Origin of the sequence: Brachybacterium sp. p3-SID957, from assembly GCF_025144775.1 — a bacterium.
Taxonomy (GTDB): domain Bacteria; phylum Actinomycetota; class Actinomycetes; order Actinomycetales; family Dermabacteraceae; genus Brachybacterium; species Brachybacterium epidermidis.
The window spans coordinates 14,147-37,828 of the sequence record NZ_JALXKT010000019.1 but is presented as its reverse complement, the minus strand read 5'-3'; the positions used below and the strand labels follow the sequence as shown (position 1 = coordinate 37,828).

The 23,682-nt window shown below is 70.0% G+C and carries 17 protein-coding genes, 1 pseudogene and 1 CRISPR repeat array; of the genes and pseudogenes, 7 read left to right on the top strand and 11 right to left on the bottom strand.

Annotation, left to right across the window (positions count from 1 at the left end; translation table 11 throughout):
- Positions 1-63 precede the first annotated feature (63 nt).
- Positions 64-1,248 (top strand): exonuclease SbcCD subunit D, encoded by a 1,185-nt coding sequence (locus tag M3B01_RS06095; RefSeq protein ID WP_259790267.1) that lies wholly within the window; start codon positions 64-66, stop codon positions 1,246-1,248.
- Positions 1,245-4,304, top strand: coding sequence for an SMC family ATPase (locus M3B01_RS06090; protein ID WP_259790266.1), 3,060 nt, complete (start codon positions 1,245-1,247; stop codon positions 4,302-4,304). Before M3B01_RS06095 ends, M3B01_RS06090 begins: the two co-directional genes overlap by 4 nt.
- A gap of 41 nt (positions 4,305-4,345) precedes the next feature.
- Positions 4,346-9,197: a CRISPR direct-repeat array (repeat unit 28 nt; unit sequence GGCTCATCCCCGCGCCTGCGGGGAGCAC).
- 56 nt (positions 9,198-9,253) lie between these two features.
- Here the strand turns inward: M3B01_RS06090 and cas2e are convergent.
- The 9 genes and pseudogenes from cas2e to M3B01_RS14710 form a co-directional block, all read right to left on the bottom strand.
- Positions 9,254-9,628 (bottom strand): type I-E CRISPR-associated endoribonuclease Cas2e, encoded by a 375-nt coding sequence (gene cas2e, locus M3B01_RS06085; protein WP_259790265.1) that lies wholly within the window; start codon positions 9,626-9,628, stop codon positions 9,254-9,256.
- Between the two features lie 9 nt (positions 9,629-9,637).
- Positions 9,638-10,567: a type I-E CRISPR-associated endonuclease Cas1e gene (gene cas1e / locus M3B01_RS06080; RefSeq protein ID WP_259790264.1), complete on the bottom strand. Its 930-nt coding sequence runs from the start codon at positions 10,565-10,567 to the stop codon at positions 9,638-9,640.
- A gap of 10 nt (positions 10,568-10,577) precedes the next feature.
- A complete protein-coding gene (gene cas6e, locus M3B01_RS06075) occupies positions 10,578-11,246 on the bottom strand; it encodes a type I-E CRISPR-associated protein Cas6/Cse3/CasE (RefSeq protein ID WP_259790263.1) in 669 nt (222 codons plus the stop codon).
- The gene (gene cas5e / locus M3B01_RS06070; RefSeq protein WP_259790262.1) at positions 11,243-11,941 is read right to left on the bottom strand and encodes a type I-E CRISPR-associated protein Cas5/CasD; all 699 of its coding nucleotides are present in this window, start codon (positions 11,939-11,941) and stop codon (positions 11,243-11,245) included. Before cas5e ends, cas6e begins: the two co-directional genes overlap by 4 nt.
- Positions 11,938-13,071 carry a type I-E CRISPR-associated protein Cas7/Cse4/CasC gene (gene cas7e, locus M3B01_RS06065; protein ID WP_259790260.1) on the bottom strand — a complete coding sequence of 378 codons (1,134 nt, stop codon included), beginning with the start codon at positions 13,069-13,071 and terminating at the stop codon, positions 11,938-11,940. Before cas7e ends, cas5e begins: the two co-directional genes overlap by 4 nt.
- A gap of 25 nt (positions 13,072-13,096) precedes the next feature.
- Positions 13,097-13,771 carry a type I-E CRISPR-associated protein Cse2/CasB gene (gene casB, locus M3B01_RS06060; RefSeq protein WP_259790259.1) on the bottom strand — a complete coding sequence of 225 codons (675 nt, stop codon included), beginning with the start codon at positions 13,769-13,771 and terminating at the stop codon, positions 13,097-13,099.
- The gene (gene casA, locus M3B01_RS06055; RefSeq protein ID WP_259790257.1) at positions 13,761-15,410 is read right to left on the bottom strand and encodes a type I-E CRISPR-associated protein Cse1/CasA; all 1,650 of its coding nucleotides are present in this window, start codon (positions 15,408-15,410) and stop codon (positions 13,761-13,763) included. Before casA ends, casB begins: the two co-directional genes overlap by 11 nt.
- Positions 15,410-17,680 (bottom strand): CRISPR-associated helicase Cas3', encoded by a 2,271-nt coding sequence (cas3, locus tag M3B01_RS06050; protein ID WP_259790256.1) that lies wholly within the window; start codon positions 17,678-17,680, stop codon positions 15,410-15,412. The genes casA and cas3 overlap by 1 nt, the downstream gene beginning before the upstream one ends.
- A gap of 24 nt (positions 17,681-17,704) precedes the next feature.
- Positions 17,705-18,250: pseudogene (locus M3B01_RS14710) on the bottom strand (CRISPR-associated endonuclease Cas3''); the annotation flags it as partial.
- A gap of 502 nt (positions 18,251-18,752) precedes the next feature.
- Between M3B01_RS14710 and M3B01_RS06040 the strand changes: the two are divergent.
- From M3B01_RS06040 to M3B01_RS06020, 5 genes are all read left to right on the top strand, one after another.
- Positions 18,753-19,076: a nucleotidyltransferase family protein gene (locus M3B01_RS06040; protein ID WP_193866939.1), complete on the top strand. Its 324-nt coding sequence runs from the start codon at positions 18,753-18,755 to the stop codon at positions 19,074-19,076.
- Positions 19,073-19,423 carry a DUF86 domain-containing protein gene (locus tag M3B01_RS06035; RefSeq protein WP_259790253.1) on the top strand — a complete coding sequence of 117 codons (351 nt, stop codon included), beginning with the start codon at positions 19,073-19,075 and terminating at the stop codon, positions 19,421-19,423. The genes M3B01_RS06040 and M3B01_RS06035 overlap by 4 nt, the downstream gene beginning before the upstream one ends.
- Positions 19,424-19,496: 73 nt before the next feature.
- Positions 19,497-19,886, top strand: a complete 390-nt coding sequence (locus M3B01_RS06030) for a molybdopterin-binding protein (protein WP_259790274.1) — start codon at positions 19,497-19,499, stop codon at positions 19,884-19,886.
- 1 nt (position 19,887) lies between these two features.
- Positions 19,888-20,661, top strand: coding sequence for a molybdate ABC transporter substrate-binding protein (modA, locus tag M3B01_RS06025; RefSeq protein WP_259790251.1), 774 nt, complete (start codon positions 19,888-19,890; stop codon positions 20,659-20,661).
- A complete protein-coding gene (locus M3B01_RS06020; protein ID WP_259790249.1) occupies positions 20,658-22,370 on the top strand; it encodes an ABC transporter permease in 1,713 nt (570 codons plus the stop codon). Before modA ends, M3B01_RS06020 begins: the two co-directional genes overlap by 4 nt.
- A gap of 28 nt (positions 22,371-22,398) precedes the next feature.
- Here M3B01_RS06020 and M3B01_RS06015 read toward each other — a convergent pair whose 3' ends face one another.
- Together M3B01_RS06015 and M3B01_RS06010 are read right to left on the bottom strand one after the other, a co-directional pair.
- Positions 22,399-23,235 (bottom strand): serine hydrolase, encoded by an 837-nt coding sequence (locus tag M3B01_RS06015; RefSeq protein ID WP_259790248.1) that lies wholly within the window; start codon positions 23,233-23,235, stop codon positions 22,399-22,401.
- 34 nt (positions 23,236-23,269) lie between these two features.
- Positions 23,270-23,668 carry a hypothetical protein gene (locus M3B01_RS06010; RefSeq protein ID WP_259790246.1) on the bottom strand — a complete coding sequence of 133 codons (399 nt, stop codon included), beginning with the start codon at positions 23,666-23,668 and terminating at the stop codon, positions 23,270-23,272.
- Between the last annotated feature and the right edge of the window lie 14 nt (positions 23,669-23,682).

Genomic DNA, 23,682 nt, shown 5'->3' with positions numbered 1-23,682 from the left:
CCGGGCACTGCGCTGTGTGCTTGCTGTCGTCGTTCGTCAGCCCCGGGCTCTAGCGTGGTCCCCATGAGAATCCTGCACACCTCGGACTGGCACCTGGGGCGCACCCTGCACGGGGAGAACCTGCACGCCCACCAGGCGGAGTTCCACGACTGGCTGCTCGATCTGGTGGTCGCACGCCAGGTGGACGTGGTGGTCATCGCCGGTGACGTGTACGACCGTGCCGTGCCGCCGGTGGAGTCGGTGCGCCTGCTGGGATCCACCCTGGCGCGCCTGGCGGAGGTCGCCACCGTGGTGCTCACCCCCGGCAACCACGATTCGGCCGACCGCCTGGGCTTCGGCTCCGCCCTGATGCGGGCCGGCGTGCACATCCTGGCCGACGTCCCGGGCCTGGACCACCCCGTGCAAGTGCCCGATGAGCACGGCGAGGTGCTGTTCTTCGGCCTGCCCTACCTGGAGCCGGACATGGCCCGCACCGCCCTGGCGGGGGAGGGGCAGCAGCCCCTTGCCCGCAGCCACGAGGCCGTCACCCGTGCCGCGATGGACCGCGTGCGCGCCCGCATCACCACCCACACCGAAGCCGGTGAGCCCGGGGCGATCCGCCCGCGGTCCGTGGTGCTGGCCCACACCTTCGTCACCGGCGGCCAGAGCTCGGATTCTGAGCGCGACCTCACCGTGGGCGGTGTGGACAGCATTCCCGCCGGGGTGCTGGACGGTGTGGACTACGTGGCGCTCGGCCACCTGCACGGCTGCCAGGACCTCTCCGCCACCGTGGGCACCACCGCCTGGTACTCCGGCTCCCCGTTGGCCTTCTCCTTCTCCGAGAAGAACCACCGCAAGTCCGTGCTGCTGGTGGAACTGGGCGAGCCCGGCCAGGTGAGCGTGGAGCGCATCGCCACCCCTGTGCCCCGCCGCCTCACCGAGCTGCGCGGGACCCTGGAGGAGATCCTCGAGCGCGCCCCCGAGCACGGCGAGGACTGGCTGAAGGCCATCGTCACCGACCCCTCCCGCCCACCCCACCTGCTGGAGCGCCTGCGCGCCCGATACCCGCACCTGCTGCACACCGAGCACCAGCCCGCCGGCCGCACCTCCACCGCCATCACCCCCACCGTGCGGCGCGACGCCGACCCGGTGGAGGTGATGGACGAGTTCCTCGCCTTCGTCACCGGCGGCGAGCCCACCGAGGCCGAGCACCAGGTGCTCGAGGACGCCTACCGCACCGTGCGCACCCGCGGGCAGGAGGCCTCATGAAGCTGCATCACCTGCGCATGAGGGGCATCGGGCCGTTCCGCGACGAGGTCAGCATCGACTTCGCAGCCCTCGGTGCCAGCGGCATGTTCCTGCTCGAGGGCCCCACCGGCTCCGGCAAGTCCACCGTGCTGGACGCGGTGGTCTACGCCCTGTACGGGAGCGTGGCCGGGGAAGGTGCTAGCGGGGAGCGCGTCCGCTCCCAGTTCGCCGAGCCCACCACGGCCAGCGTCATCGATCTGGTCTTCGAGACCACCCACGGCGTGTACCGCGTGCTGCGCCAGCCCGAGTACCACCGGCCCAAGAAGCGCGGCGAGGGCACGATCAAGGAGAACGCCAAGGCCCTGCTGTGGCGCCTCGGCACCCCCGATCTGATCGACGAGGTGCTCGCCGACACCGCCGGCCAAGGTGCCGGCCTCACCCCGATCGCCTCCCGGCTGGACGAGGTGGGCCGCGAGATCGGCGCGGCCGTGGGCCTCACCCGCGCCCAGTTCACGCAGACGGTCCTGTTGCCCCAGAACGAGTTCGCTCGCTTCCTGCGCGCCAGCACCGGCGACAGGCAGGCCGTGCTGCAGCGCGTGTTCGGCACCGAGATCTACGAGGACATCGAGAAGCAGCTCGAGCAGATGCGCCGCGAGGCCGCCCAGCAGGTCGACGCCGCCACCGCCGGCCTCGGCCAGGCCCTGGCCCGCTTCATCGAGGCCTCCTGCCTGGAGGAGGACGACGCCCGCACCGAGCTCGAGGGCCACGCCCGCGCCCACCGCTTCGAGGAGCTCACCGCTCAGGCCGACCAGATCGGCGAGGGCACGGCCCGCGCCGCCCAGGAAGCCGCAGGCCGAGCCCAATCGGCCCGTGCGCAGGAAGGCCAGGCCCGCAGCGCCGCGGAGGCCGCCACCACCGGCCTGCAGCGGATAGACCGCCGCCGCACCCTCGACCAGCTGGCCGCCGCCCTCACCGCCCAGGAGGAGGCCGCCACCACCGCTCGCACCCGCCTGGACCACGACCGCATCGCCCAGCCCATCGCCGGGGCCATCGCCCGACGCGACCAGGCTCGCACCCACCTCCAGGCCCGGGAGCAGGAACGGGATGCCGCCCTGTCCCGCCACCGTCAGGACCACCCCGAGCTGATCGACCTCGCTGCAGGCCCGGGCGCGCTGGAGGCGCTGGCTGCCGCGGTCGAGGAGGCCACCACCCGGGCCGGTGAGCTCAGTGCCCTGGTCCAGCTGGAGAAGGACCTTCCCGGCAGGCAGAAGGACCTTCGGCAGCGCAGCACCGCACTGGAGAAGGTCCGTACCGAACTCGCCGACCTCGACACCCAGATCCAGGCCCGCCCCCAGGTGCGTGCTGCCCTGGTCACCGCCCGGGATGCTGCCCGCGCCGCCGGGGAGGGTCTCGGCGATGCCCAGACCGCCGCCGATCAGGCCGCCGCCCGGCTGGAGCAGGCCCGCACCGCCGCCCGTCTCGCCGAACAGGTGGCCGCGGCGAGGGCCGCGGCCAAGGAGGCGCAGTCGGCTGCCAATCGCGCTGGTGAGGAGGAGGCGCAGCTGCGTCGCCGCCGCAATGCCGGGCTGGCCGCCGAGCTCGCCATGACTCTCGCCGAGGGCGATCCATGCCCGGTGTGCGGCGCGACCGCACACCCCGATCTGGCCGAGGCCGGGGCGGACCACGTCGGTGCCGAGCAGGTCGAGGCGGCCGAGGAGGCCCGCCGGCAGGCGGAGCAGGTAGCGTCAACCGCCCGTGAGGCCCTGACGCTGGCCACCAGCCGTCACGAGCAGGCCCGCGAGCAGTCAGGCGGGCTCGAGGTCGATGCCGCCCGGGCCGCACAGCAGCAGGCGGCCGAGGCACTCCGCGCCGTCCGCGACCGGCAGGCCGAGGCCGCCAGGCGCGACACGGAGCTGGAGAAGCACGACGAGGGAACACGCGCCCTCGGCGCCCGCCGGGAGAAGCAGGCCGTGGCCATCGAGGGCGAGGCCAGTGCCCTGACCGCCCTGGCCACCGCCGTCGAAGAGGACGAGGCCAGGGTCGTGCAGGCCCGCGGTGAGGCCGGATCCGTGCAGGAGCGGCGCACCGCCCACACGGCCCGGGCCCGCGCCGGCCGGGCGCTGCGGGAGGCGCTGGTGGCGGTGGACCAGGCCGCAGCCCGCGCCCAGGAGCTCGCCGCAGAGGTCGAGCTGGGGCCCTTCGAGAACGAGCAGGCCGTACGCGCAGCCGTGTTGCCGGAGGGGGACCGCAGGGAACTGGAGGCGCTGCTGACCCGTCGTGCCACCGACCAGTCCCGCCTCGCCGACGGTATGCGGGAGGAGGGCGTGGCCGAGGCCGATCCCTCCGACGAGGCCCGCACGGCCGCAGCAACGCTGGTCGAGACCACCCGGGAGGCCGTTGTCTCGGCCCAGGCCGCCACGGCCACCGCCGATCAGGAGTCCGGCCGCTGCACCGCCACCGCCCAAGCCACCGCCGGTGCCCGCAGCCGCCTGGACGCCGCGATCTCGCAGGTCCGGGCAGTGGGGGAGAAGGCCGGCGCCGTGGTGCGCGTGGCAGATCTCGCCACCGGCCGCTCCTCGGACGGTGACCGCATCCAGCTGTCCACCTACGTGCTGATGCGCCGCTTCGAGGAGGTCATTGACGCCGCCAACGTGCGCCTGGCCCAGTTCTCCGAATCCACCCTGGAACTGGTGCGGGACACCGGCAAGCGCGGCGCCCGCAAGACGGGCCTGGACCTGCTGGTGATCGACCATCGCACCGATGAGGCCCGCCGCCCCGAGACCCTCTCCGGTGGGGAGACGTTCTTCGTGTCCCTCGCGCTTGCCCTGGGCCTGGCAGAACTGGTCACCGCGGAGGCCGGTGGCGTGCAGATGGACACCCTGTTCATCGACGAGGGCTTCGGCAGCCTCGACCCCGAGGCCCTGGACCGCGTGATCGCCGAGATCAACCGCCTGGCCGAGCACGGCCGCACCATCGGCGTCGTCTCCCACGTCGGTGAGATGAAGAACCGCATCGCCGAGCAGATCCACGTGCGCCGCTCCGCGCGCGGGCCGTCGACGCTGAGCGTGAGTGCGTGAGTGCGTGAGTGCGTGAGTGCGTGAGTCCGACGAGTGTTCCTGGCTCATCCCCGCGCCTGCGGGGAGCACCCCGGAGGCGTGTCCGGGACCGGCGTCCAGGTGGGCTCATCCCCGCGCCTGCGGGGAGCACATCCGATCCACCCACGCAAGCACCGCCGCCCTCGGCTCATCCCCGCGCCTGCGGGGAGCACCGAGCCATGGCCGCCGAGGAAGCCGCCCGGCCTGGGCTCATCCCCGCGCCTGCGGGGAGCACCGAGACCGTGGCCGCGCTGATCCGTGACATCCGGGCTCATCCCCGCGCCTGCGGGGAGCACTTCCCCCTCCCCCGCAAGCCCGGAGCGCTCTACGGCTCATCCCCGCGCCTGCGGGGAGCACATCACCCTCTCGACGCCCCGCGAGATCGTGCAGGGCTCATCCCCGCGCCTGCGGGGAGCACGTCGGGGTGGGCTCCGGGGTCGGAGCGGGGGTGGGCTCATCCCCGCGCCTGCGGGGAGCACACGGTCGACGTCCGGCTGCACGGCAAGACCGGGGGCTCATCCCCGCGCCTGCGGGGAGCACACGTTCCCGACAGCAGCACTGCCCGTCGGGTCCGGCTCATCCCCGCGCCTGCGGGGAGCACATCGCGATGCTCGCCCGTGCCGGACACCTCGTGGGCTCATCCCCGCGCCTGCGGGGAGCACCCAGGTTGCCCCCGTCCACGACCGCTTCCCTCGGGGCTCATCCCCGCGCCTGCGGGGAGCACTTCCCCCTCCCCCGTAGGCGTGGCGGGCTCTACGGCTCATCCCCGCGCCTGCGGGGAGCACCCACGCACCCAACCGCCTCCACCCGGGCACACTGGGCTCATCCCCGCGCCTGCGGGGAGCACGGCATCGCCCGCACTCCGCCCGAGCTGGGTGATGGCTCATCCCCGCGCCTGCGGGGAGCACACCTGGAGGATGTGCCGGACCGCCCTGCCGACGGGCTCATCCCCGCGCCTGCGGGGAGCACTGCCCTGGCCCGCACGTCCGCGCAGGAATCCCCGGCTCATCCCCGCGCCTGCGGGGAGCACGAGAAGGCGCAGCCTGCCGAGGTCGCGATGTTCGGCTCATCCCCGCGCCTGCGGGGAGCACCAGCGAGCACGCCCGCGATGAGTGCGAGCGTGCGGCTCATCCCCGCGCCTGCGGGGAGCACGGGCGCTCAGCGCGACGTGGGGGCTCTGACCCGGGCTCATCCCCGCGCCTGCGGGGAGCACTCAGCGGCGACCTGCGCGTCAGCACACACCTGCGGCTCATCCCCGCGCCTGCGGGGAGCACACGCCGTGGTTGCGGAGCTCGGCGAACAGCTTGGGCTCATCCCCGCGCCTGCGGGGAGCACATGCGCCGAGCGATCTCCCGCACCGTCCAGCCCGGCTCATCCCCGCGCCTGCGGGGAGCACCACCGCCATGGCGGACCTCAACACCCAGTACCGGGGCTCATCCCCGCGCCTGCGGGGAGCACCACCCCTAACCCCCGGCCATCCCGGGGGTTTTCGGCTCATCCCCGCGCCTGCGGGGAGCACCCCACGACCTCATCCCAGACCGACGTCGAGTCGGGCTCATCCCCGCGCCTGCGGGGAGCACCACCCCTAACCCCCGGCCATCCCGGGGGTTTTCGGCTCATCCCCGCGCCTGCGGGGAGCACGTCAACAGTGCCCGAGCAATAGCTATCACCGCGGGCTCATCCCCGCGCCTGCGGGGAGCACCCCACGACCTCATCCCAGACCGACGTCGAGTCGGGCTCATCCCCGCGCCTGCGGGGAGCACCCGGTCCGCGTCTACTTCCCGACCCTCAGTGTGGGCTCATCCCCGCGCCTGCGGGGAGCACCACCTCCATCAGCTGGTGCCGGTAGTGGTCGGCGGGCTCATCCCCGCGCCTGCGGGGAGCACTTTCGCAGGGTGGGGCCAGCGGTCTACTGCCGCGGCTCATCCCCGCGCCTGCGGGGAGCACACGTAGGTGAGGGCGTGGGCGTAGCGAAGGGGGGGCTCATCCCCGCGCCTGCGGGGAGCACGAGGTCGTCTACGGCTACGAGGAGGGCAACTCGGGCTCATCCCCGCGCCTGCGGGGAGCACACGTCCCTCACGGCCTGTATGCGCGCCTCGGCCGGCTCATCCCCGCGCCTGCGGGGAGCACGTCAGCGAGGTGCTCGGGGATCGCGTAGATACCGGCTCATCCCCGCGCCTGCGGGGAGCACGAGCGGATGACGGGAATCGAACCCGCGTACTCGGGCTCATCCCCGCGCCTGCGGGGAGCACGCCGATGAGACCCACCTGTACGTCCTGCGCGAGGGCTCATCCCCGCGCCTGCGGGGAGCACTCGGTGAGGATGTCCATCTCGGGTCGGTGGGCCGGCTCATCCCCGCGCCTGCGGGGAGCACGCAGTATGTACGGCTACCGCCTCACTTCGGATGGGCTCATCCCCGCGCCTGCGGGGAGCACAGACGATGAATGCCGCGCTGACGCACATACGCGGGCTCATCCCCGCGCCTGCGGGGAGCACGAGGCGGGCTGCGTTCGTGGCCCGCGACTCGGGGGCTCATCCCCGCGCCTGCGGGGAGCACGACGACAGTACCAGCACCCTCATCATCGACGGCGGCTCATCCCCGCGCCTGCGGGGAGCACCCCAGCTCGACCTCCACGCGGAGGGCGAACATGGGCTCATCCCCGCGCCTGCGGGGAGCACGCACGATCCGTGGCCGCGTTCGCGGGAGCGTTGGGCTCATCCCCGCGCCTGCGGGGAGCACGGGTGTTTGGGGTGTTCGTCGCTCCTGGGCCGGGGCTCATCCCCGCGCCTGCGGGGAGCACGCTGCCGGGACCATCGGGGTGACGTGCACGGCGGGCTCATCCCCGCGCCTGCGGGGAGCACCACGGCGATCTGCCGCTCGATCCGGTCGATCCGGGCTCATCCCCGCGCCTGCGGGGAGCACCCGGACCGCGGTGGTCCACGTCTTGTCACCGTCGGCTCATCCCCGCGCCTGCGGGGAGCACCGTCGGCACTCCACTCGCGATATGCCCGCCCTGGGCTCATCCCCGCGCCTGCGGGGAGCACACCGGGGCCACGGGTACGACGCCCGCACACGGGGGCTCATCCCCGCGCCTGCGGGGAGCACCCGATAGCTGAGAACATGGGGCTCACCACGTTCGGCTCATCCCCGCGCCTGCGGGGAGCACAACCGCCGCGTGGTCCCCATCAGCGCAGGCGGGGGCTCATCCCCGCGCCTGCGGGGAGCACTGGCGGCCCGCACGCCCCGATGATCAACCGGCGGGCTCATCCCCGCGCCTGCGGGGAGCACACCGGGTAGCCGCGCGCCAGGGTCGCGCTCGCGGGCTCATCCCCGCGCCTGCGGGGAGCACACCGACCAGCAGGGCGGGTACGATGATCCGCCCGGCTCATCCCCGCGCCTGCGGGGAGCACCAGGTTGGTGGGGTCGTAGCGGCCGCGGGTCCGGGCTCATCCCCGCGCCTGCGGGGAGCACCAACGCCGCCCACCCCGTCGGTACGCCGGTCCGGGCTCATCCCCGCGCCTGCGGGGAGCACCAGCGCGACGTCATCCGCACGACTGTCCGCCTGGGCTCATCCCCGCGCCTGCGGGGAGCACGCACTCATAGGGCGCTCCGCCCATGTTGAGCTGGGCTCATCCCCGCGCCTGCGGGGAGCACCCGTCCGGAGTGATGCTGGCGATTCCGTGGTGGGGCTCATCCCCGCGCCTGCGGGGAGCACGCAGCCCCGGATACCAGCGGCCTGTCCGGTGGGGGCTCATCCCCGCGCCTGCGGGGAGCACGGCAGCACGTAGTTCCCGGCGCGCCCTCCCCCGGGCTCATCCCCGCGCCTGCGGGGAGCACGCCTCGGCATGGGTGGGGAAAACCCGCACTCGGGGCTCATCCCCGCGCCTGCGGGGAGCACAACCCCCTGAACCCTCACCTGACCGGGTGGGGGGGCTCATCCCCGCGCCTGCGGGGAGCACCAGCCGGTTGGGACCCCGGATCAGGGGGAGAACGGCTCATCCCCGCGCCTGCGGGGAGCACGCTGTTGAACACGTCCTCGAGGGAGCCGCTGAGGGCTCATCCCCGCGCCTGCGGGGAGCACTCGCTGTTGGCCAGCATCAGACCGGCCTGCTCGGGCTCATCCCCGCGCCTGCGGGGAGCACGCCACAGCGCGACGATGATGCGCAGCCCCAGATGGCTCATCCCCGCGCCTGCGGGGAGCACAACAGCAGCAGGCAAGAGCAGCAGGATGAGCGGGGCTCATCCCCGCGCCTGCGGGGAGCACACCCCCCAGATCGCCGCGTACGTCGCGAGCGAGGGCTCATCCCCGCGCCTGCGGGGAGCACGATGCCCGCCAGCAGAATCCACTTCCCGCTTCGGGCTCATCCCCGCGCCTGCGGGGAGCACGTGCCGCCCGCAGACGATAGGAGACCCTGATGCGGCTCATCCCCGCGCCTGCGGGGAGCACTTTCACTGGTGACCGATGGTGCTGACCTGCGCGGGCTCATCCCCGCGCCTGCGGGGAGCACATCCGTGCGGTGGTCCCCTCTGGTCCCCAGCAGGGCTCATCCCCGCGCCTGCGGGGAGCACCCCATGATCGCCAGGATCGCCTGGCCGCGCCGGGGCTCATCCCCGCGCCTGCGGGGAGCACGCTGTTCTCCTCTGCTGTGCGGCACTGCGCCGGGGCTCATCCCCGCGCCTGCGGGGAGCACGGGATCAGGCGGGCGATCATGTCCGCTTCCGCGGGCTCATCCCCGCGCCTGCGGGGAGCACGATGTCTGCGAGCAGGTCCCGCAGCTCCCCGGCGGCTCATCCCCGCGCCTGCGGGGAGCACGTTCCCCTGTTCCCCTGTTCCCCTGTTCCCCTGGGCTCATCCCCGCGCCTGCGGGGAGCACTCTTGCTGAGCAGGGACGTTATCACTGCAAGGGCGTAATCAGGAGCAACTGGAACGTCACTGACGGGTTGAGCCACCACCGCCGGCTGCCCAGCCTGGTCGACGGGAGCGGCGATTCGCACGAGCAGTGCTCCAGGTCGTCCGCGCCGTCGACGTCGTCGGTGCAGAGGGTCGGAGCATCAAGGTGATGCCGTCGAGGTCAACCGGTTGCCAGTCGTGATTATGGACCCGGAACTCCAGCCCCTGCTCGTTGTCCGAGCTGTAGACGAGTATCGCCCGACCATCGCGGCACAACTGAACGGTGCGGGCCCAAAGGCGGTCACGGACCCGTGCTCCCGGGTTACCCACGAACACCCCCGGGCTGATCTCCGTCAGCCACTTGGTGAGGTCACCTCGAAGCCCTGGCGGAGCTGCTGTCAGCACGAGGGTCATCACTGCTGGTCACCACGCATCGGCCCAGTTGGAGCCGGACGGGACCGCTTCCAGCTCACTCCACAGCAGCAAGTCGGCCTCTGTGAAGTCAGGATCGGGCTCGACATCGAACAGCACATGTATATCCCTGACAGCTCGGGGCAGCAGCCTGCATCTCACCACACGATCACGTACTGCGCGTCGGGCTTCTGCAACGACGTCATCGGCTCCCGAAGCGACGGAATCAAACGCCGCAGGAATGCTGACCTCTGCCTTGTAGAGATCGGCGATGTCGTACACGAGGGACCGGTCCGTGCCGTTGTGCACCACTCCGAGTGATGGCACGAACCCCAGTGAGACGATCACTGCGTGGACCACCCCGTACAGTGCTGCATGCGATGACGTGAGCGCCCGGTTGATGTCGTCGCCGCTGTCGAAGTCATCGGGGGCGTAAGAGCGCTTCTTCCAGGGCACACCCGTTCGTTCAGCCTCCGCCGCGTAGAGACGCTTCATACGGGCACCTTCGCGGCCGCGCAACTGGGACATGGACATCACCGATACGTCCTCACCCGGGAAGCGCATGGAGTACATCGCACGGGCTGTGCGTAGACGCAACCGCTGGTTGCTCACGATCCTCGCTTGCGCTTCAGCGTTCCGCGAGGACTTGGCCAGTGGCCGACCATGGGCGTAGTACCGGGTTCCATGCTCGCCCACCCACGTGATGCTCACTCCGGCGTCACCTGCAACGCCCATGGCCGCGTGGGTGATCCGTGTGCCCGGGCCCAGCATCAGCGCACCCAGAGCAGATGCCGGCACATGGATGACCCCGCGCTCATCCGTGAGGGTCAGCGCATTGCCGTCACGGTGGATGACAGTTCGCTCCACGTACAGGAAGCTCATCCGGTCTTCTGCGCGGACGAGGTCCAGGCGCTCCGGAGGCGGTGTGCCGCGGGGTGACATCAGACCGTGCTCACTGCGTGAACGGAGCCAGGGTCAGCAGACCGCAGCCGTAGGCACGGGATCTGCCGATTCCCTGCTGAAGGGCGCGCCGCAGAAGCTCCGCATCGGTGACGCGAAGGCCGCCGTCGAACTGGGCGCGGCGAATCGATACGGGGCGGGTGGCGCCTGCGCGTTCGAAACGCAGATCCTCAGTTCGGGTGACGGTGATCTGTGCTTCTGCGTTCTCCTCCGGCTGCGGGAGGATCTCGAAGCCGTGCTTCCCGGAGCGCTGCGTGAGCCATTCGGCCTGCTGAGCACGAGTGACATGGGGGACGACTCTCCCTCTGCTCCCCGCAGCACCGGGAATGCTCTTCACAGGGTTGGCGCTCAGACGGAACCGCCACTCCTGGCCGGCTGTGATCCGGTCGAGGAACGGGCGATAGTCCGTCGTCTGCCCCGGCCTGGTCGACCACCCGGCCTGCTCGACGATGACCCGCAGGTCAGGAGCCTCCGGGCCCGTGATGTACAGGGTGAACGCATTCTCGGCCTGGTCGATCCGCCAGAGGACACGCGCGGTGTCCGTGGAGATGTCCGGAGGGAAGCAGCTGAGCACGGCTGCGTGCATGACCTGGGCGTTCGTGAGCATGCGACGCCCTTGGCGGAGCTGGGGGTTGATCGGGATCCGCGACAGTGTGCTCATGCCGAGACCACCGCCTCGAAGAACGGATCGTCCACCCGGCCATCGGGGTTGTCGAGCATCAGGGGCTCCGCCGCGACCACCGTGCGCCAACCGTACTGTCGGTGCTGCTGATCGAAGGAGATCGGGACGTCGCGCTGCTCGACACCGGGCTCCCCATCCTTGGCATCGCGGAAGATGGGGAGTGAGACCTGTCGCGACCTCGTCGCGCGGTGGGTGCCGGAGGCCTGCCAAGGGAGCGCGCGCAGGGCGGTCTCGGCGTCACCCTCGACGATCCCGATCACGAGGTCCACGTTCGCTGGGCATGATCGGCGGCCCAGGAACAGGGGGAAGCGGGGGGACCTCAGGGCCTCCTCCATCGTCTCGAGGACGTGCTCGTCCTCGGAGCTGACAGCGGCGATGAAGACAGCATCGGCTAGGTAGTAACGGCTCACCAGAGCAGTTCGGCCGCCGGTCTGCCAGCGCTCCGCTGTTTGGTAGTCGTGCAGGAGCGTTCCGGGTTGATCGACGCGGACCGCGAACTGCAGTGCTGCGAGATCATCGATCCGAGCGCTGCGGGGCCTGCCCTGCGCCGCCGCCACCAGTCCGATCACGCCGGACTTCGTCGGTGTCGCCGACGTTGCGCGGAGATTGAAGCGGCTGGAATCCCCCCAGGACTGCATAGGACCCTTCAGCCGCAGCAGCAGGGTGTGATTCACCGCCGATCACCTGCCGACGTGACGGCACCGGAGACCTTCTCCACCAGATCGGGGAGCGAGACCCTCTCGGCGAGCCCGTCGAACGGCGCCGTGAGATCCCCCAGCCCGAGCACGAAGGCGGCCAAGGGAGTGAGGCCGTACGCGTCCCGGATGTTCCGCTCCTCAGCGGCGAGCTTCTCGGCTCCCTCCCGACGGCGGCCGGAGCCGTCCTCCGAGGTGATCGCCACCTCGAAGGCGTTCACGAGGGAGACGGATCGTCCGTCGCGCACTGTGACGTAGACGAGCTCCGGCAGGGTGTTGGCGGCGAAGGTGTTCTGCTTGCCACTGGGGATCGAGGTGATGAAGGCACGTAGGAAAGCCGAGATCGCGGCATGAGCCGCCTGCTCATCACCGAGGTTCGCCACCAGGCTCTCCACGTCGATCGTGGCGTACCGGTACAGGGTGCTGCTCATCATCTGCACGGTGCCGATCATTCCGGCGCCGGTTTCCTCAGCGTCCTCGACAACGTCGTCCACAGCGGTGAAGTAGTCGAACTCCGGAGCAGAGGCGTGGATGCCGATCGCATGTGCCACCTGGACAGATGCATCGACGTTGTACGACGCATCGTCGGCGACCATGCGACCGAACATCGCGATGTCGATCGAATGACTGGTGTCCAGCAGCTCCTTGACCTTCTTCCTCTCCAGCTTCTGGCCGTCACTGTCTATGACATGCTGGGCCGCAGCCTGGATCTGACGGTCGCTCAGGAACATGAGATAGCCCGTCTCAGCGGCGCGCTCCGCTTCCCCGTCCTTGCTCTTGGGGACAGACAGGGAGAACCCAGCGGTGGTGAACAGGGATCTCGCCGCAGCTGCGGCCTTCTCCTCCTCCCATTCCTGCCCTGCGGCCTTGGTGAGCGAGCGAACACGCTCGGTGACGAGGCCGGCGACGCGCTTGGTTCGGTACCCGACCTCCTCCTGCCCCAGCTCCCTCTCGAATGCTTGGCGCATAGCGCGCTTCCAGGACTGGGATGACACGCGCTGGCGAGGCACACCGCCGTAGATCGCGCTCTTGGGCGCACCGGTGTCGTCGCGGTTCACGTTGCTGGGGGGCAGCGTCTGCAGGGCGTGGATGTCGATGGTGAGGGACATGTCGAACTCCTTCGGTGAGGGGAGGTCAGTTCTGGGTGGATTCGTCGGAGGTGGGACTGTTCTGAGGGTCGTCCCTTCGCTTCTCGCGAGCGGGCCCGGTCACGACGTCGCGCCCCCATCGCAGCAGCACACCGTCCGGATCGGGGCCAGCGAGCTTTCGCAGGTCCAGTGCGAACAGACCGTAATCGAGGGGGATCGGGGCGGTGCCCTTGAGCAGCGTGATCAGGGAGCGCGCGTGCTGCATACGGCTGGGATGGTCGCGCGAAGCGAGCAGGGCGTCCATCCGTGGCCTGATGGACTTCGACTCGCGGGTCCCGGCAAGGATTCCCACCGCAGTCCCGAAGCTGCGGCCGCGCCTGTGGGCGGGGGCGTTGGCACCCTGCAGGTGCAGCGCGAACAGGCAGAGTGCATCGAAGGCAGCTGCCTCACTGGGGGAGGGGCTCTCACCGGTCCCGAACAGCTGCTCGGGCATCTCGGGGGTGAGCAGGTCGATGACCTTCTGCCAGACGAGCGGGTCCTGCTCCGGCTTGTTGCCCACACTGCGGCGCAGGTGGGAGAGCGTGGTTCGGGCATGCTGACGTGCTCTGTCCGTGCCGAGCCCCAGAGCATCGCGCTGGAGGCGTTCCACTGTTGTGGTGACCGAGGACAGCAGTGCAGATCGTGATGCAGGGGGCGGCTCAAGTACCGTCTCAGCTGCCATGGTGCGGCTCCTTCTGGGTGTGCTGGGCGGGGTCGATCAGTCGTAGGTCGCGTCTGAGGTCGTTCTTCAGCTGGTCGAAGATGAGTGCGGCAGAGGTTTCCTTCTCCTGTCCATTGATCACGATGGTCCTGCCGATCAGCGCCCGTGGGCCGGCCCCCTGGAGGAGTTCGCGGGCGTCGACGAGTACCGCATCGCGAACCGTCCTCTGCCAGGCTGCGCTGGCGCGTTCGGCGTCCGCCACAGCAAGGTCACGGAGGTATTCCTGGAAGCCTGGCTCCAGACGGGACAGCAGCCCGTCGGTGGGCGACGGGCGGAATGCGTACTCCCCACCAGCAGCTTGGAGGAGCCGTCCGGCGAACCGCCCCAGGGAGATCGCGGCATCCACAGTTGCGCGAGCACTGGTGAGCGCATACCGCCGCGTCACGCTGTTCTCGGTGGACAGGAGCGCGCGAGGGAATCCGATGCGCGCGTCGATGGTCGGTCCCGCCGAGGACTGCTGGGGTCCGTACTCCGTCGAAATCAGGCGAAGATCCACCATGCTCAGGTCGATGCCGTCCTCGGACAGCTCTGCCAGTGCATCGAGGTTCGCTGGCCGCCGTGAGGGCTTCTCACCCTTGGGGACAGGCAGGTCTCCCTCGAGGGCCAGCAACGGTTCCAGGGACCTCCACATGGTGCGCTGCACGTCGTAGGGGCGGGCGAAGTACACGTCCCGATCACGTTTCGACTTGTTGCGGGAGAAGCGGTACGGCGTCATCGGGTCGTCCAGCACGTTGGCGCCGGCATCAGGGATCTGGTCGCCGTTGCTGACCAGCACCTCTCGCACCACACCGCCGTCCATGAACAGGCGGACCCGCCGCGCCTGCCAGGTCGCAAGATCGACGGGACCGGTGGGGGTCGGGTGCGGCCGTTGCGCGGCGCTGTCCGGCGGGCGCTCCCAGACGGGCAGATCATCCTCGACCCGCGCGAAGACGAGGGGCGCCGTGTTCAGCACCAAAGTCTGACGAAGGTTGGCCCCGAGCACGACGGTGCCGCCAGTGCTGCCCGCCCATCCGGTACCGATCGGGTAGCCGCGGCCACCTTTGACCCGGGGGTCACCGATCGCGCCGGACTTGATCCCCGAGTAGTCGTAGGCGTGGATGTGGACGAGCCACCGTGCTGCTTCCGCCAAGGAGAGGTGGGAGCGGCCTTCGTGCGAGCGCGTGGTGAAGTAGTCCCCCTCCGCCTCGAAGATGATCCGCCTGACTTCTTGGCGGTTTCCCTTCGCCGTCTCGAGATCGCAGACCTGCATGAAAGGTGCCTCGGGATGGAGAAGGTCGAACCGATCAGCGCATTCGCTGAGGTAGTCGAGGACGATCTCGTCCGGAGCTCCGGAAGTGGCCTCGGACCAGCTCTTCCGCCTCCACTTCCGCACTCCGGTGCCGCCCTCCGCAGCGGCGATGGCGTGGGCTCGCCAATAGATCGCCAGGATGAGGCGGAGCACTGCGTAGTCCTGGGTGGGGGAATCGCCACGGACAGCGAGGAGCGGACAGCTGCCGTCGAAGATCTGGCGCAGAGACACGAGCTCGGCGTCCCCGCCAGGGGCGACAGTGCAGGAGATCCATGGGGAGTCCAACAGGCAGAACGAGGATGGAGTGACCATCACGGCTCCTTCACGTTGGGCGGTTGCTGCTTCTGACAGTAGGAGGGGGTACTGACACGTGAGCCTTCGTCCACGAGGCCGAGGGTGGGGGAGTAGCGCAGAGTGCGGCCCCCGAGCTCCACGCCCAGGTCCTGATCGAGAGGCAGAGCGAGTTGCCCCTTGAGCAACGGGGACGCCTGCCAGCCCCCCGGGACGACCGATTCCAGGTGCCCGACGACATCATCGAAGCCACGCGGGCTCCGAGTCAGCCTGCCGGGCAGCCGCACGGTGGATTCGGCCAGGACGCGGGCGATCCCGCCCGGAGGCGGCGCATCGGTGAACAGCTGACTCTCGGCACCTGGTAGCCAGGGCAGAACGTGATAGCCCACATCGTCGGTGACGATGGGAATGACCTCGACGGATGGATCGGAATCTCGCACCTGGGCGAGCCCTGCAGCTTCACCCTGGTCGGTGGCATCGTCGTGGTCCCGTGCCCTAAAGAGGTCCTGGAGCGACTCCGCTGTGGTGGGTTCCGGGAACATGAACGTCTGCGAGCGTGCGCGTGCGCGGGCGTGCGCGGCTTCGCTGGAGAGGACGGCCTGTTCCCACGTCCCGGACCAGCTCTCGGGTATGGACGGGGCTTCCCCGTATGCCGTCTGCACGAGATGCGGCACATCGCTGGGACGGTGAAATCCGCGCGGGACCATGTCCTGCAGTACCAGCGCCAGGGTGGAGACCAGCAGTCGTTCGTCGTAGATCGCTGTGGCACCGCTGTCGAACTCGGGTGAGGGATCCGTTGCGAGGACCCCTCGAATGAGTACCCGGGGCTCATGGAGGCCGATGGGGCGATCCGAGTCGGGCCGCACGTGGCGGTGGAGCCTCCCGATGCGTTGGACCAGGAGATCCGCCGGGGCGATGTCGGTCACCAGCAGATCGACGTCGATATCGAGGCTCTGCTCCGCGACCTGGGTCGCCACCACGATCAACCGCTCGGGACGGCCCTCCCCGCGGCGCGCGGCCGGTCCCAAGCGCTGGAGCAGTCTGACCTCCTTCTCGGAGCGATCCCTGGCTGTGAAGGCTGCATGGTGCAGCTCAACCTCTCCCGGCATCACCTCATCCAGGTGGAGGAACGCTTGTTGCGCGCGAGCCACGGTGTTGCACAGCACCAGGGCGCATCCACCGTCGGACAGCAGTCCGGAGAGCCGGTCGGACAGTTCATCGACTCCGTCGTCGATGATCGCGACCGTGGCATCGAGATCATCCGCTCGAGGCGTCACGGCCACTTCCCGCACCTGCTCGCGGGTGACCAGTGTGATCAACGGATAGGCGGCATGCGGCGACTGTGCGGTCCCCGTCCGGTCCTCATACGCGCAGTGACCGATCGACACGGAGTCAGCGGCACGGGGACTCCCTCGTCGCCTGCGTCGAAGTGGTTGGTATGCCTCGATCAGCTCCTCCTTCTGCGATCGCGGCAGGGTGGCCGACAGCAGGACCACGGAAGCCCCGTAGTGGCCGAGCCAGCGGAGCGCACGATGCAGGTAGCGCGACATGTAGGTGTCGTAAGCGTGGACCTCGTCGATGATCACGACTTTGCCGGCCAGGGCCAGGTGACGAAGCATCGAGTGCTTTCCCTGCAGGGCCATGAGCAGGACCTGGTCCACGGTGGCCACGGTGAAGTTCGAGAGGAGCCCTTTCTTCCGCCCCGACAGCCATACCGTCGCCAGCACATCCCCGTGATCGGAGCGTTCGTCGGAACCGATCCCGTGGAAGCGGCGCAATCGTTCGAAGCTCTTGTTGAGCCGATTCTTGGAGTGAGCCAGGTACATCGAGCTGACCTCGCCGACCTCCGTCGATCTGGCAGCCCATTCACTGACGCGATCGAACAACCCATTGGCCGTTGACATGGTGGGAGCCGCGAACACGGCTCCTCCCGCACCTGAGACGTGTGCGAGGCGTTCGGCCGCGACAAGCGCGGCCTCCGTCTTGCCCTCTCCTGTGGGTGCTTCCACGATGAGCATCGACGGCTGATCGATGTGCTCGCACAGGGAAAGCACGGCGGCCTGGACCGGTCGTGGTGTGCGCTCCGAGTTCCAGGAGAACCGCTGCCGCATCAGAGCGGCGGGATCGTCCGTGGTGGACACGGGAGCGCGCTGGGGCGCCCAAGGAGCCGTGAGCTCTGCGGCCCGGACACCTTCGCGCACCCGGGCCGCCTGTGCGTCCAGATCCCAGCACGCCATGCCGATGGACGACATGGGGAAGAGATCGGCACCGGAAGCGATCCAGTCGGCCATGATCACGAGCCCGGCGAGGAGAGTCTGAGCAGGTCCTTCGATCTCCTCGTGCAGATCCGGGAGGACGTCGTGGATCGCTGTTCGTCGTGCAAGCAGACCGAGCAGTTCTTCGTGGACCTGATGCCATGCGGGGTCGTAAGTGAGGAGCACGTCGTCCGCGCCCTGCTGTTCATGACGCCGCGAGGGGATGCCGTGGTGAGAATCCACGACATCGGCGAGCGAGCGCGCGATATGAGGACCGACGCCGTGCTGACGGAGCCAGGAACGGAGCAGAGAACCGGAGGCCAATGCGTGGGGAAAGCGAGGCTGCATCTTCTCGAGGCCGGGCACGCGCAGGGGGAGGCCGGAGTCGCGCAGGGCGTCCGTGAAGATGAGGCCGTCGGCCCGGCGCGTCGGCTGGAGCTGAAACGTCAGGGTCGCTTTTCCGATGTCGTGAACTCCGGCCAGCCATGTGAGGAGGGCGCGGCTGTTCTGAACGTTCAGGCCCGTATGTCGCTGGATCGAGTCACGGACAGCGCCTGGTGCCCACTCGTCCCAGAGGTGACCGGCAGCGCCTGCGGTGTCGAGCATGTGCTGGGGGAGAGACAGCCAGCCCGTCTCGTCCCCCGATTTCGCCCACAGAGCCAGGGCTGCGCGAGACAATCCGAAAGGAGATGAGCTCGTCCTCATGTTCGAAGCATATGACGCTTCCTGGTCAAATGTTCAGGAAATCCGTTGATTCTCCCGTCCGAGTGCATCGAAGCGATCAGTCGCTACACTGTTCCGCACATGCGGAAGAAGCGAGGCGATGACGACTTCGTTGCTATGCCGCGAATGTGCGTCGCGCGGTCCTGCATCCCCGCGCCCGCGGGGAGAATCGCACCATCGCATGATGACGACGGCTCATCTCTGCTCTGCAGAGCTGAGAGCGATGGTAGCGGTACGGGGTGGGGCGGACGGAGAGCGTCGCCGGCCTGTCCGCGCCGCCACCGGAGATGATGCTGGTCGTGCAGGTACCGCGGAACGGGGCGCTCGAGGTCGGCATGAAGGCAGTTCGGTGCTGGAATCACGGCATGCGGTCTATGCTCGAGCCATGGACGCTGAGGTCGTGACGCATCAGCCGACCGTGACACTCCAGGATGTCCGTGCTGCAGCGCCGCGGATCCGCTCCGTGGTCAAGAAGCACCGCGGGACCGGTCGGGTGCTCGTCTTCGGCTCGGTGGCGCGAGGGACGACTTCGCGCGCATCAGATGTGGACCTCCTTGTCGAGTTCGAGTCGGCTGCCTCGTACTTCGATCTGATCGCTGCCCAGTTGGAGCTGTCCGATGAGCTGGGGGTTCCGGTTGATGTCATGTCGCTCGGGGCGCGTGGCCGGGCTGCTGATCACGCCCGGGCGCAAGCTGTTGCGCTGACATGACGGATGATCGGCCGAGCCTGGATGAGCTTCGTTCGGCTCTTGACGAGATCATTGCTCAGGTGGACTACATCCGTGCGCATGGGGGTGGAGCGTTCTGTGCCCCGGATGTGAAGAGCCAGGTTCTCCAGTCGGCTGCCTGCCACCTGATCATTCAGTTCCAGGCCGTCCTCGAGGACCTCCCGGCGGGGTTCCCGGCCACGAATGCAGATCTGCCATTCGTAGCGGTTCGCGGCATGCGCAATCGCCTCGCGCATGGGTACGGCGATGTTGACTCCGTGCTGCTGTGGAACACCCTCGACGAGGATCTGCCGATATTCATCGCCGAGCTGAAGCGGAGGCTCGGATAGCACCGGAGCCTGCCACCCAAGGATGCAGTTCTCACCTACACTGTTCCGCACATGCGGAAGAAGTGGGGCGATGATGGCGCAGATTCGGATCTCTGATGCGGCGCGGTTCCTGGGCGTCAGCAACGACACCGTGCGCCGCTGGATCGACCAGGGGCTGCTCACCCGCTCCCCGGGCACCCCCGCCACCGTGGACGGCCTGCAGCTGGCCCGCCTTGCCCGCGACAACTCGGTGCTGCCCGCCGACCCGGCCGACGTGGGCCGCAGTGCTCGCAACCGCTTCGTCGGCATCATCACCGACGTCCTCAGCGACACCGTCATGTCCCAGGTGGAGCTGCAGTGCGGCCCCCACCGCGTGGTCTCCCTGATCAGCACCGAGGCCGTGCGGGACCTCGGCCTGGAGCCCGGCGTGGTCGCCACCGCCGTTGTGAAGTCCACCAACGTGGTCATCGAGAAGGGGGCCTGACGTGCGCCGACGGCCCTTCCTTGCGGCACTGCTCCCGGTGCTGCTGCTGGCCTCCTGCGGGCCCGCCAGCACGACGGGCAGCTCCGGCACCGGCGGTGCCACCACCGAGCTGACGGTGTTCGCCGCCGCCTCTTTGCGGGTGGTGTTCGACGAGGTCGGCACGAAGTTCGAGGAGGCGAACCCCCAGGTCACGGTGCGGTTCAACTATGCCGGCTCGGCCGACCTCATCACCCAGCTGGACGCTGGGGCCCCGGCCGACGTGCTGGTCACGGCCAACCAGTCCACCATGGATCGCGCCGTCGACGCCGGCACCATCACCGCCGCCCCCGCCGTGATCGCCTCCAACGTGCCCGTGCTGGTCACCCCCGCTGACAACGCCGCCGGCCTCACCGACCTCGAGAGCGCTGTCGCTCCCGGTGTCGACCTGGTGGTGTGCGCACCCCAGGTGCCCTGCGGTGCCGCCGCCCAGACCCTCGCCGAGAACGCCGACATCGACCTCACCCCCGTTAGCGAGGAGAGCTCGGTGACCGACGTGCTGGGCAAGGTCACCACCGGCCAGGCAGACGCCGGCATCGTCTACGCCACTGACGCCGCCGACGCGGGCGAGGCCGTGACCACGATCGACCTGCCCGGCGCGGACCAGGCCCGCACCGAGTACCCGGCCGCCGTCACCGCCTCCACCGAGCAGCCCGAGCAGGCCCAGGCCTTCGTGGACTTCCTGCGGCAGGACCCGGCCCAGGCCCTGCTCGCCGACGCCGGATTCCAGCAGCCGTGACACCAGTTCGAGGGCACCGGACCCCCGGCGGCTCCCTGCTGCCAGGGTGGGTGCGGGTCCTCGGCCTGCTGTGCGTGGCGGTGCTGGCCCTGCCCATCGTCGGACTGCTCTCCACCGTGCACTGGTCCACCCTGGGCCAGAGCCTCACCGCTCCCTCCGCACTGATCGCCCTGCGGCTGAGCCTGCTCACCGCGCTCGCCGCGACCGTGCTGTCGCTGCTGGTGGGTCTGCCGGTCGCGCTGCTGATGGCCCGCGCCCCCGCCGGATCGATGCTGCTGCGGGTGGCCCGCACTTTGGTGCTTCTGCCCCTGGTGCTGCCGCCCGTGGTCGGAGGCATTGCGCTGCTGTCCACGTACGGGCGCCGCGGACTCGTCGGCCCCCTCGCCGAGGCCCTCGGCATCGACATCGCCTTCACCACCCTGGCCGTGGTGCTCGCCCAGACCTTCGTGGCCGCCCCCTTCCTGATCCTCACCGTGGAGGGTGCGCTGCGCTCCCGCGGCACCGCGTACGAGGCCACCGCGCTCACCCTCGGTGCGAGCCCCACCCGCACCCTCGCGACGATCACACTGCCGCTGCTGGCCCAGAGCCTCGGTGCCGGGCTGGTGCTCACCTTCGCCCGTGCGCTCGGCGAGTTCGGCGCGACCATCACCTTCGCCGGCTCCCTGCAGGGCACCACCCGCACCCTGCCGCTGGAGATCTACCTGGCCCGCGAGACCGACCAGGACTCCGCCGTCGCCATGAGCCTGCTGTTGGTGATCGTGGCCGCCGTGATCGTCGCCATCGCCTACCGGTCCCCGGGGGCCGAGGGGCTGCGCCGCTCCCTGGGTCGCACCTCCTCGGCCGACGACACTGCTGGCGCGCCAGCCGGCGCTCCTGCTGATGAGCAGACCGATGTCGAGGAGCACACTGCCCCCGCCACCCCCGCTGCCCTCACCACCCCCTCGTCCCCGGCCCTCGACGCCCGCATCGTCGTGCCCGAACGCGGCGTCGACCTCGCTCTGCACGTGCCTGCCGGGCAGACCCTCGCCATCGTCGGCCCCAACGGCAGCGGCAAGTCCACCGTGATCGAGGTGCTCGCCGGCCTGGTCACCGCCGATGACGGGCACATCCGCCTCGGCGACGACGTGCTTCTGGCAACCGGCCGTGCCTCGGGAACGGAGGGGACGGAGCCATCGGCTGCGCGGCCCGGAGTGACCACAGTGCGCCCCCGCGCACCTCATCTGCGTCGGGTCGCGCGGCTCGGTCAGCACCCCCTGCTGTTCCCCCACCTCACCCTGGAGGGCAACGCCGCGTTCGGGCCCCGCGCGGAAGGAGCCGGTCGCTCCGCGTCCCGGGACCAGGCACGGACCTGGCTGGACCGGGTCGGGGTGGGCCGGCTCGCCAGCCGTCGTCCGTACGAGGTCTCCGGTGGTCAGGCGCAGCGGGCGGCGATCGCGCGGGCGCTTGCCACCAGCCCCCAGCTCTCGCTGTGGGACGAGCCGTTCGCGGCCCTCGACGTTCAGTCCGCTCCGCAGCTGCGGGAGCTGCTGGCGCGCGAGCTCGCCGGTCGCACCGCCGTGATCGTCACCCATGACCTGGCGGACCTCCGGGCGCTCGCCGACCGGGTCATGGTGCTCGAGGCGGGACGCGTGCGTCAGGACGTCCCGCTCGAGGAGTTCCTGCAGCGCCCGGCACCCGGCTTCGCGCAGCACCTGGTCGCGAGCGAGTGAGGGGCCCGCGGACGACGGGCCCCTGCTGTCACCGGGCGGGCATCGCGTGATCCATGTGCTCGACCAGCAGACCCCCGAGACGGCGCATGTCCTCGATGACCGCCTCCGCGGTCCCCTCCTCCGCCGACGGATCCCAGGAGGCGAGCACCGCGTAGACGAGGATGCCCCCCGGGGAGGTGAGCACTCCCACGTCGGCCCGGACCCCCACGTCGCAGCCGGTCTTGTTCACGCAGTCCAGGCCACGGGGGTGGTAGTGGGAGAGGGGGTCGAGGCGGGCGGCCGCCGCCACCAGCGAGAGGTCCACGCCGGTGCGGAGCCACGAGCGCACGGTCGCCAGAGCAGGGGTCGCCGCGCGGGCGATGTCCTCCATCACCAGCAGATAGTCCTGGGCGCAGCCGACGCTCACCTCCGGCGGGTGCTCGGGTCCCCGGTGGCCGCGGAAAAAGTCGCAGAGAGTGGATCCGCCCGGGACCCACTGCCGGGCCACGTCCTGCACGGCCTGCAGTCCGATCCAGTCGATCAGGGCGTTGGCGGCCAGGTTGTCGCTGCAGGAGGCCACCAGCACGGCGAGATCCCCGACGGTCAGGCGCGGTGCGGCCAGGTGCCACCATAGGCCCGAATCCTCCACTTCCAGGCCCTCGGGGCGGGGCAGCAGCAGCGACGCGGCACCTCGGTCGCGGTCGATCCGCTCGGCGACCGCGCGCAGCAGGAACAGCTTGCCCAGGCTCGCGGTGCCGAGCACCCGCTCCGGATCCTGCTCGAGCAGGAGGGGCTCGGTGGCGGCCGGGCCGTGGCCCAGCCGGCGTACGGCTATAGACCAGACGGCGCTCTGGGCGCTAGGGGACCAGGGAAGCGTCGCATGCACCCGTCGACCATATGTCCTTCGCGGGGGCGGCCCCTCAGCGCGCCAGCGCGGCGATGTCCTCCGGCATGCCGTCCGACCCCATCGTCTTCACCCAGGCGCCTGCCTCGTCCTGCCGTACGCTCCCGTTGCCGTGATCGGTGGAGAGGATCCACAGCACATCCGCATCCTGCTCCCACAGCACCCCCGGGAACCAGCGCTCCACGTGCGGCAGGTCATCGCGCCACAGCTCCGTGCCGGAGAGGTCCTGGATCACCAGCCGCAGGACATCACCGTCCTCCACCACCACTGCGGTGACCTCTCCGGACGGTGCATCGCGCGGCACGTCCACCTGCGCCAGCCGCGCATCCGCGGAACGCCGCGTGCACGCCGAGGAGATCCCTGCGGCTGCGGCCGCGAGCCCCGTGACCATCCCGAGGACATGACGACGATTCATGAGCACATGCCCTT

Coding starts and splice junctions, on each gene's coding strand:
- casB (WP_259790259.1), bottom strand. CDS start 13,771: ATGGCAGCTGAGACGGTACTTGAGCCGCCCCCTGCATCACGATCTGCA.
- cas7e (WP_259790260.1), bottom strand. CDS start 13,071: ATGTCCCTCACCATCGACATCCACGCCCTGCAGACGCTGCCCCCCAGC.
- M3B01_RS06010 (WP_259790246.1), bottom strand. CDS start 23,668: ATGAATCGTCGTCATGTCCTCGGGATGGTCACGGGGCTCGCGGCCGCA.
- cas1e (WP_259790264.1), bottom strand. CDS start 10,567: ATGTCACCCCGCGGCACACCGCCTCCGGAGCGCCTGGACCTCGTCCGC.
- M3B01_RS06095 (WP_259790267.1), top strand. CDS start 64: ATGAGAATCCTGCACACCTCGGACTGGCACCTGGGGCGCACCCTGCAC.
- M3B01_RS06040 (WP_193866939.1), top strand. CDS start 18,753: ATGGACGCTGAGGTCGTGACGCATCAGCCGACCGTGACACTCCAGGAT.
- M3B01_RS06090 (WP_259790266.1), top strand. CDS start 1,245: ATGAAGCTGCATCACCTGCGCATGAGGGGCATCGGGCCGTTCCGCGAC.
- cas2e (WP_259790265.1), bottom strand. CDS start 9,628: ATGACCCTCGTGCTGACAGCAGCTCCGCCAGGGCTTCGAGGTGACCTC.
- M3B01_RS06035 (WP_259790253.1), top strand. CDS start 19,073: ATGACGGATGATCGGCCGAGCCTGGATGAGCTTCGTTCGGCTCTTGAC.
- casA (WP_259790257.1), bottom strand. CDS start 15,410: ATGGTCACTCCATCCTCGTTCTGCCTGTTGGACTCCCCATGGATCTCC.
- cas6e (WP_259790263.1), bottom strand. CDS start 11,246: ATGAGCACACTGTCGCGGATCCCGATCAACCCCCAGCTCCGCCAAGGG.
- M3B01_RS06030 (WP_259790274.1), top strand. CDS start 19,497: ATGGCGCAGATTCGGATCTCTGATGCGGCGCGGTTCCTGGGCGTCAGC.
- cas3 (WP_259790256.1), bottom strand. CDS start 17,680: ATGGCCGACTGGATCGCTTCCGGTGCCGATCTCTTCCCCATGTCGTCC.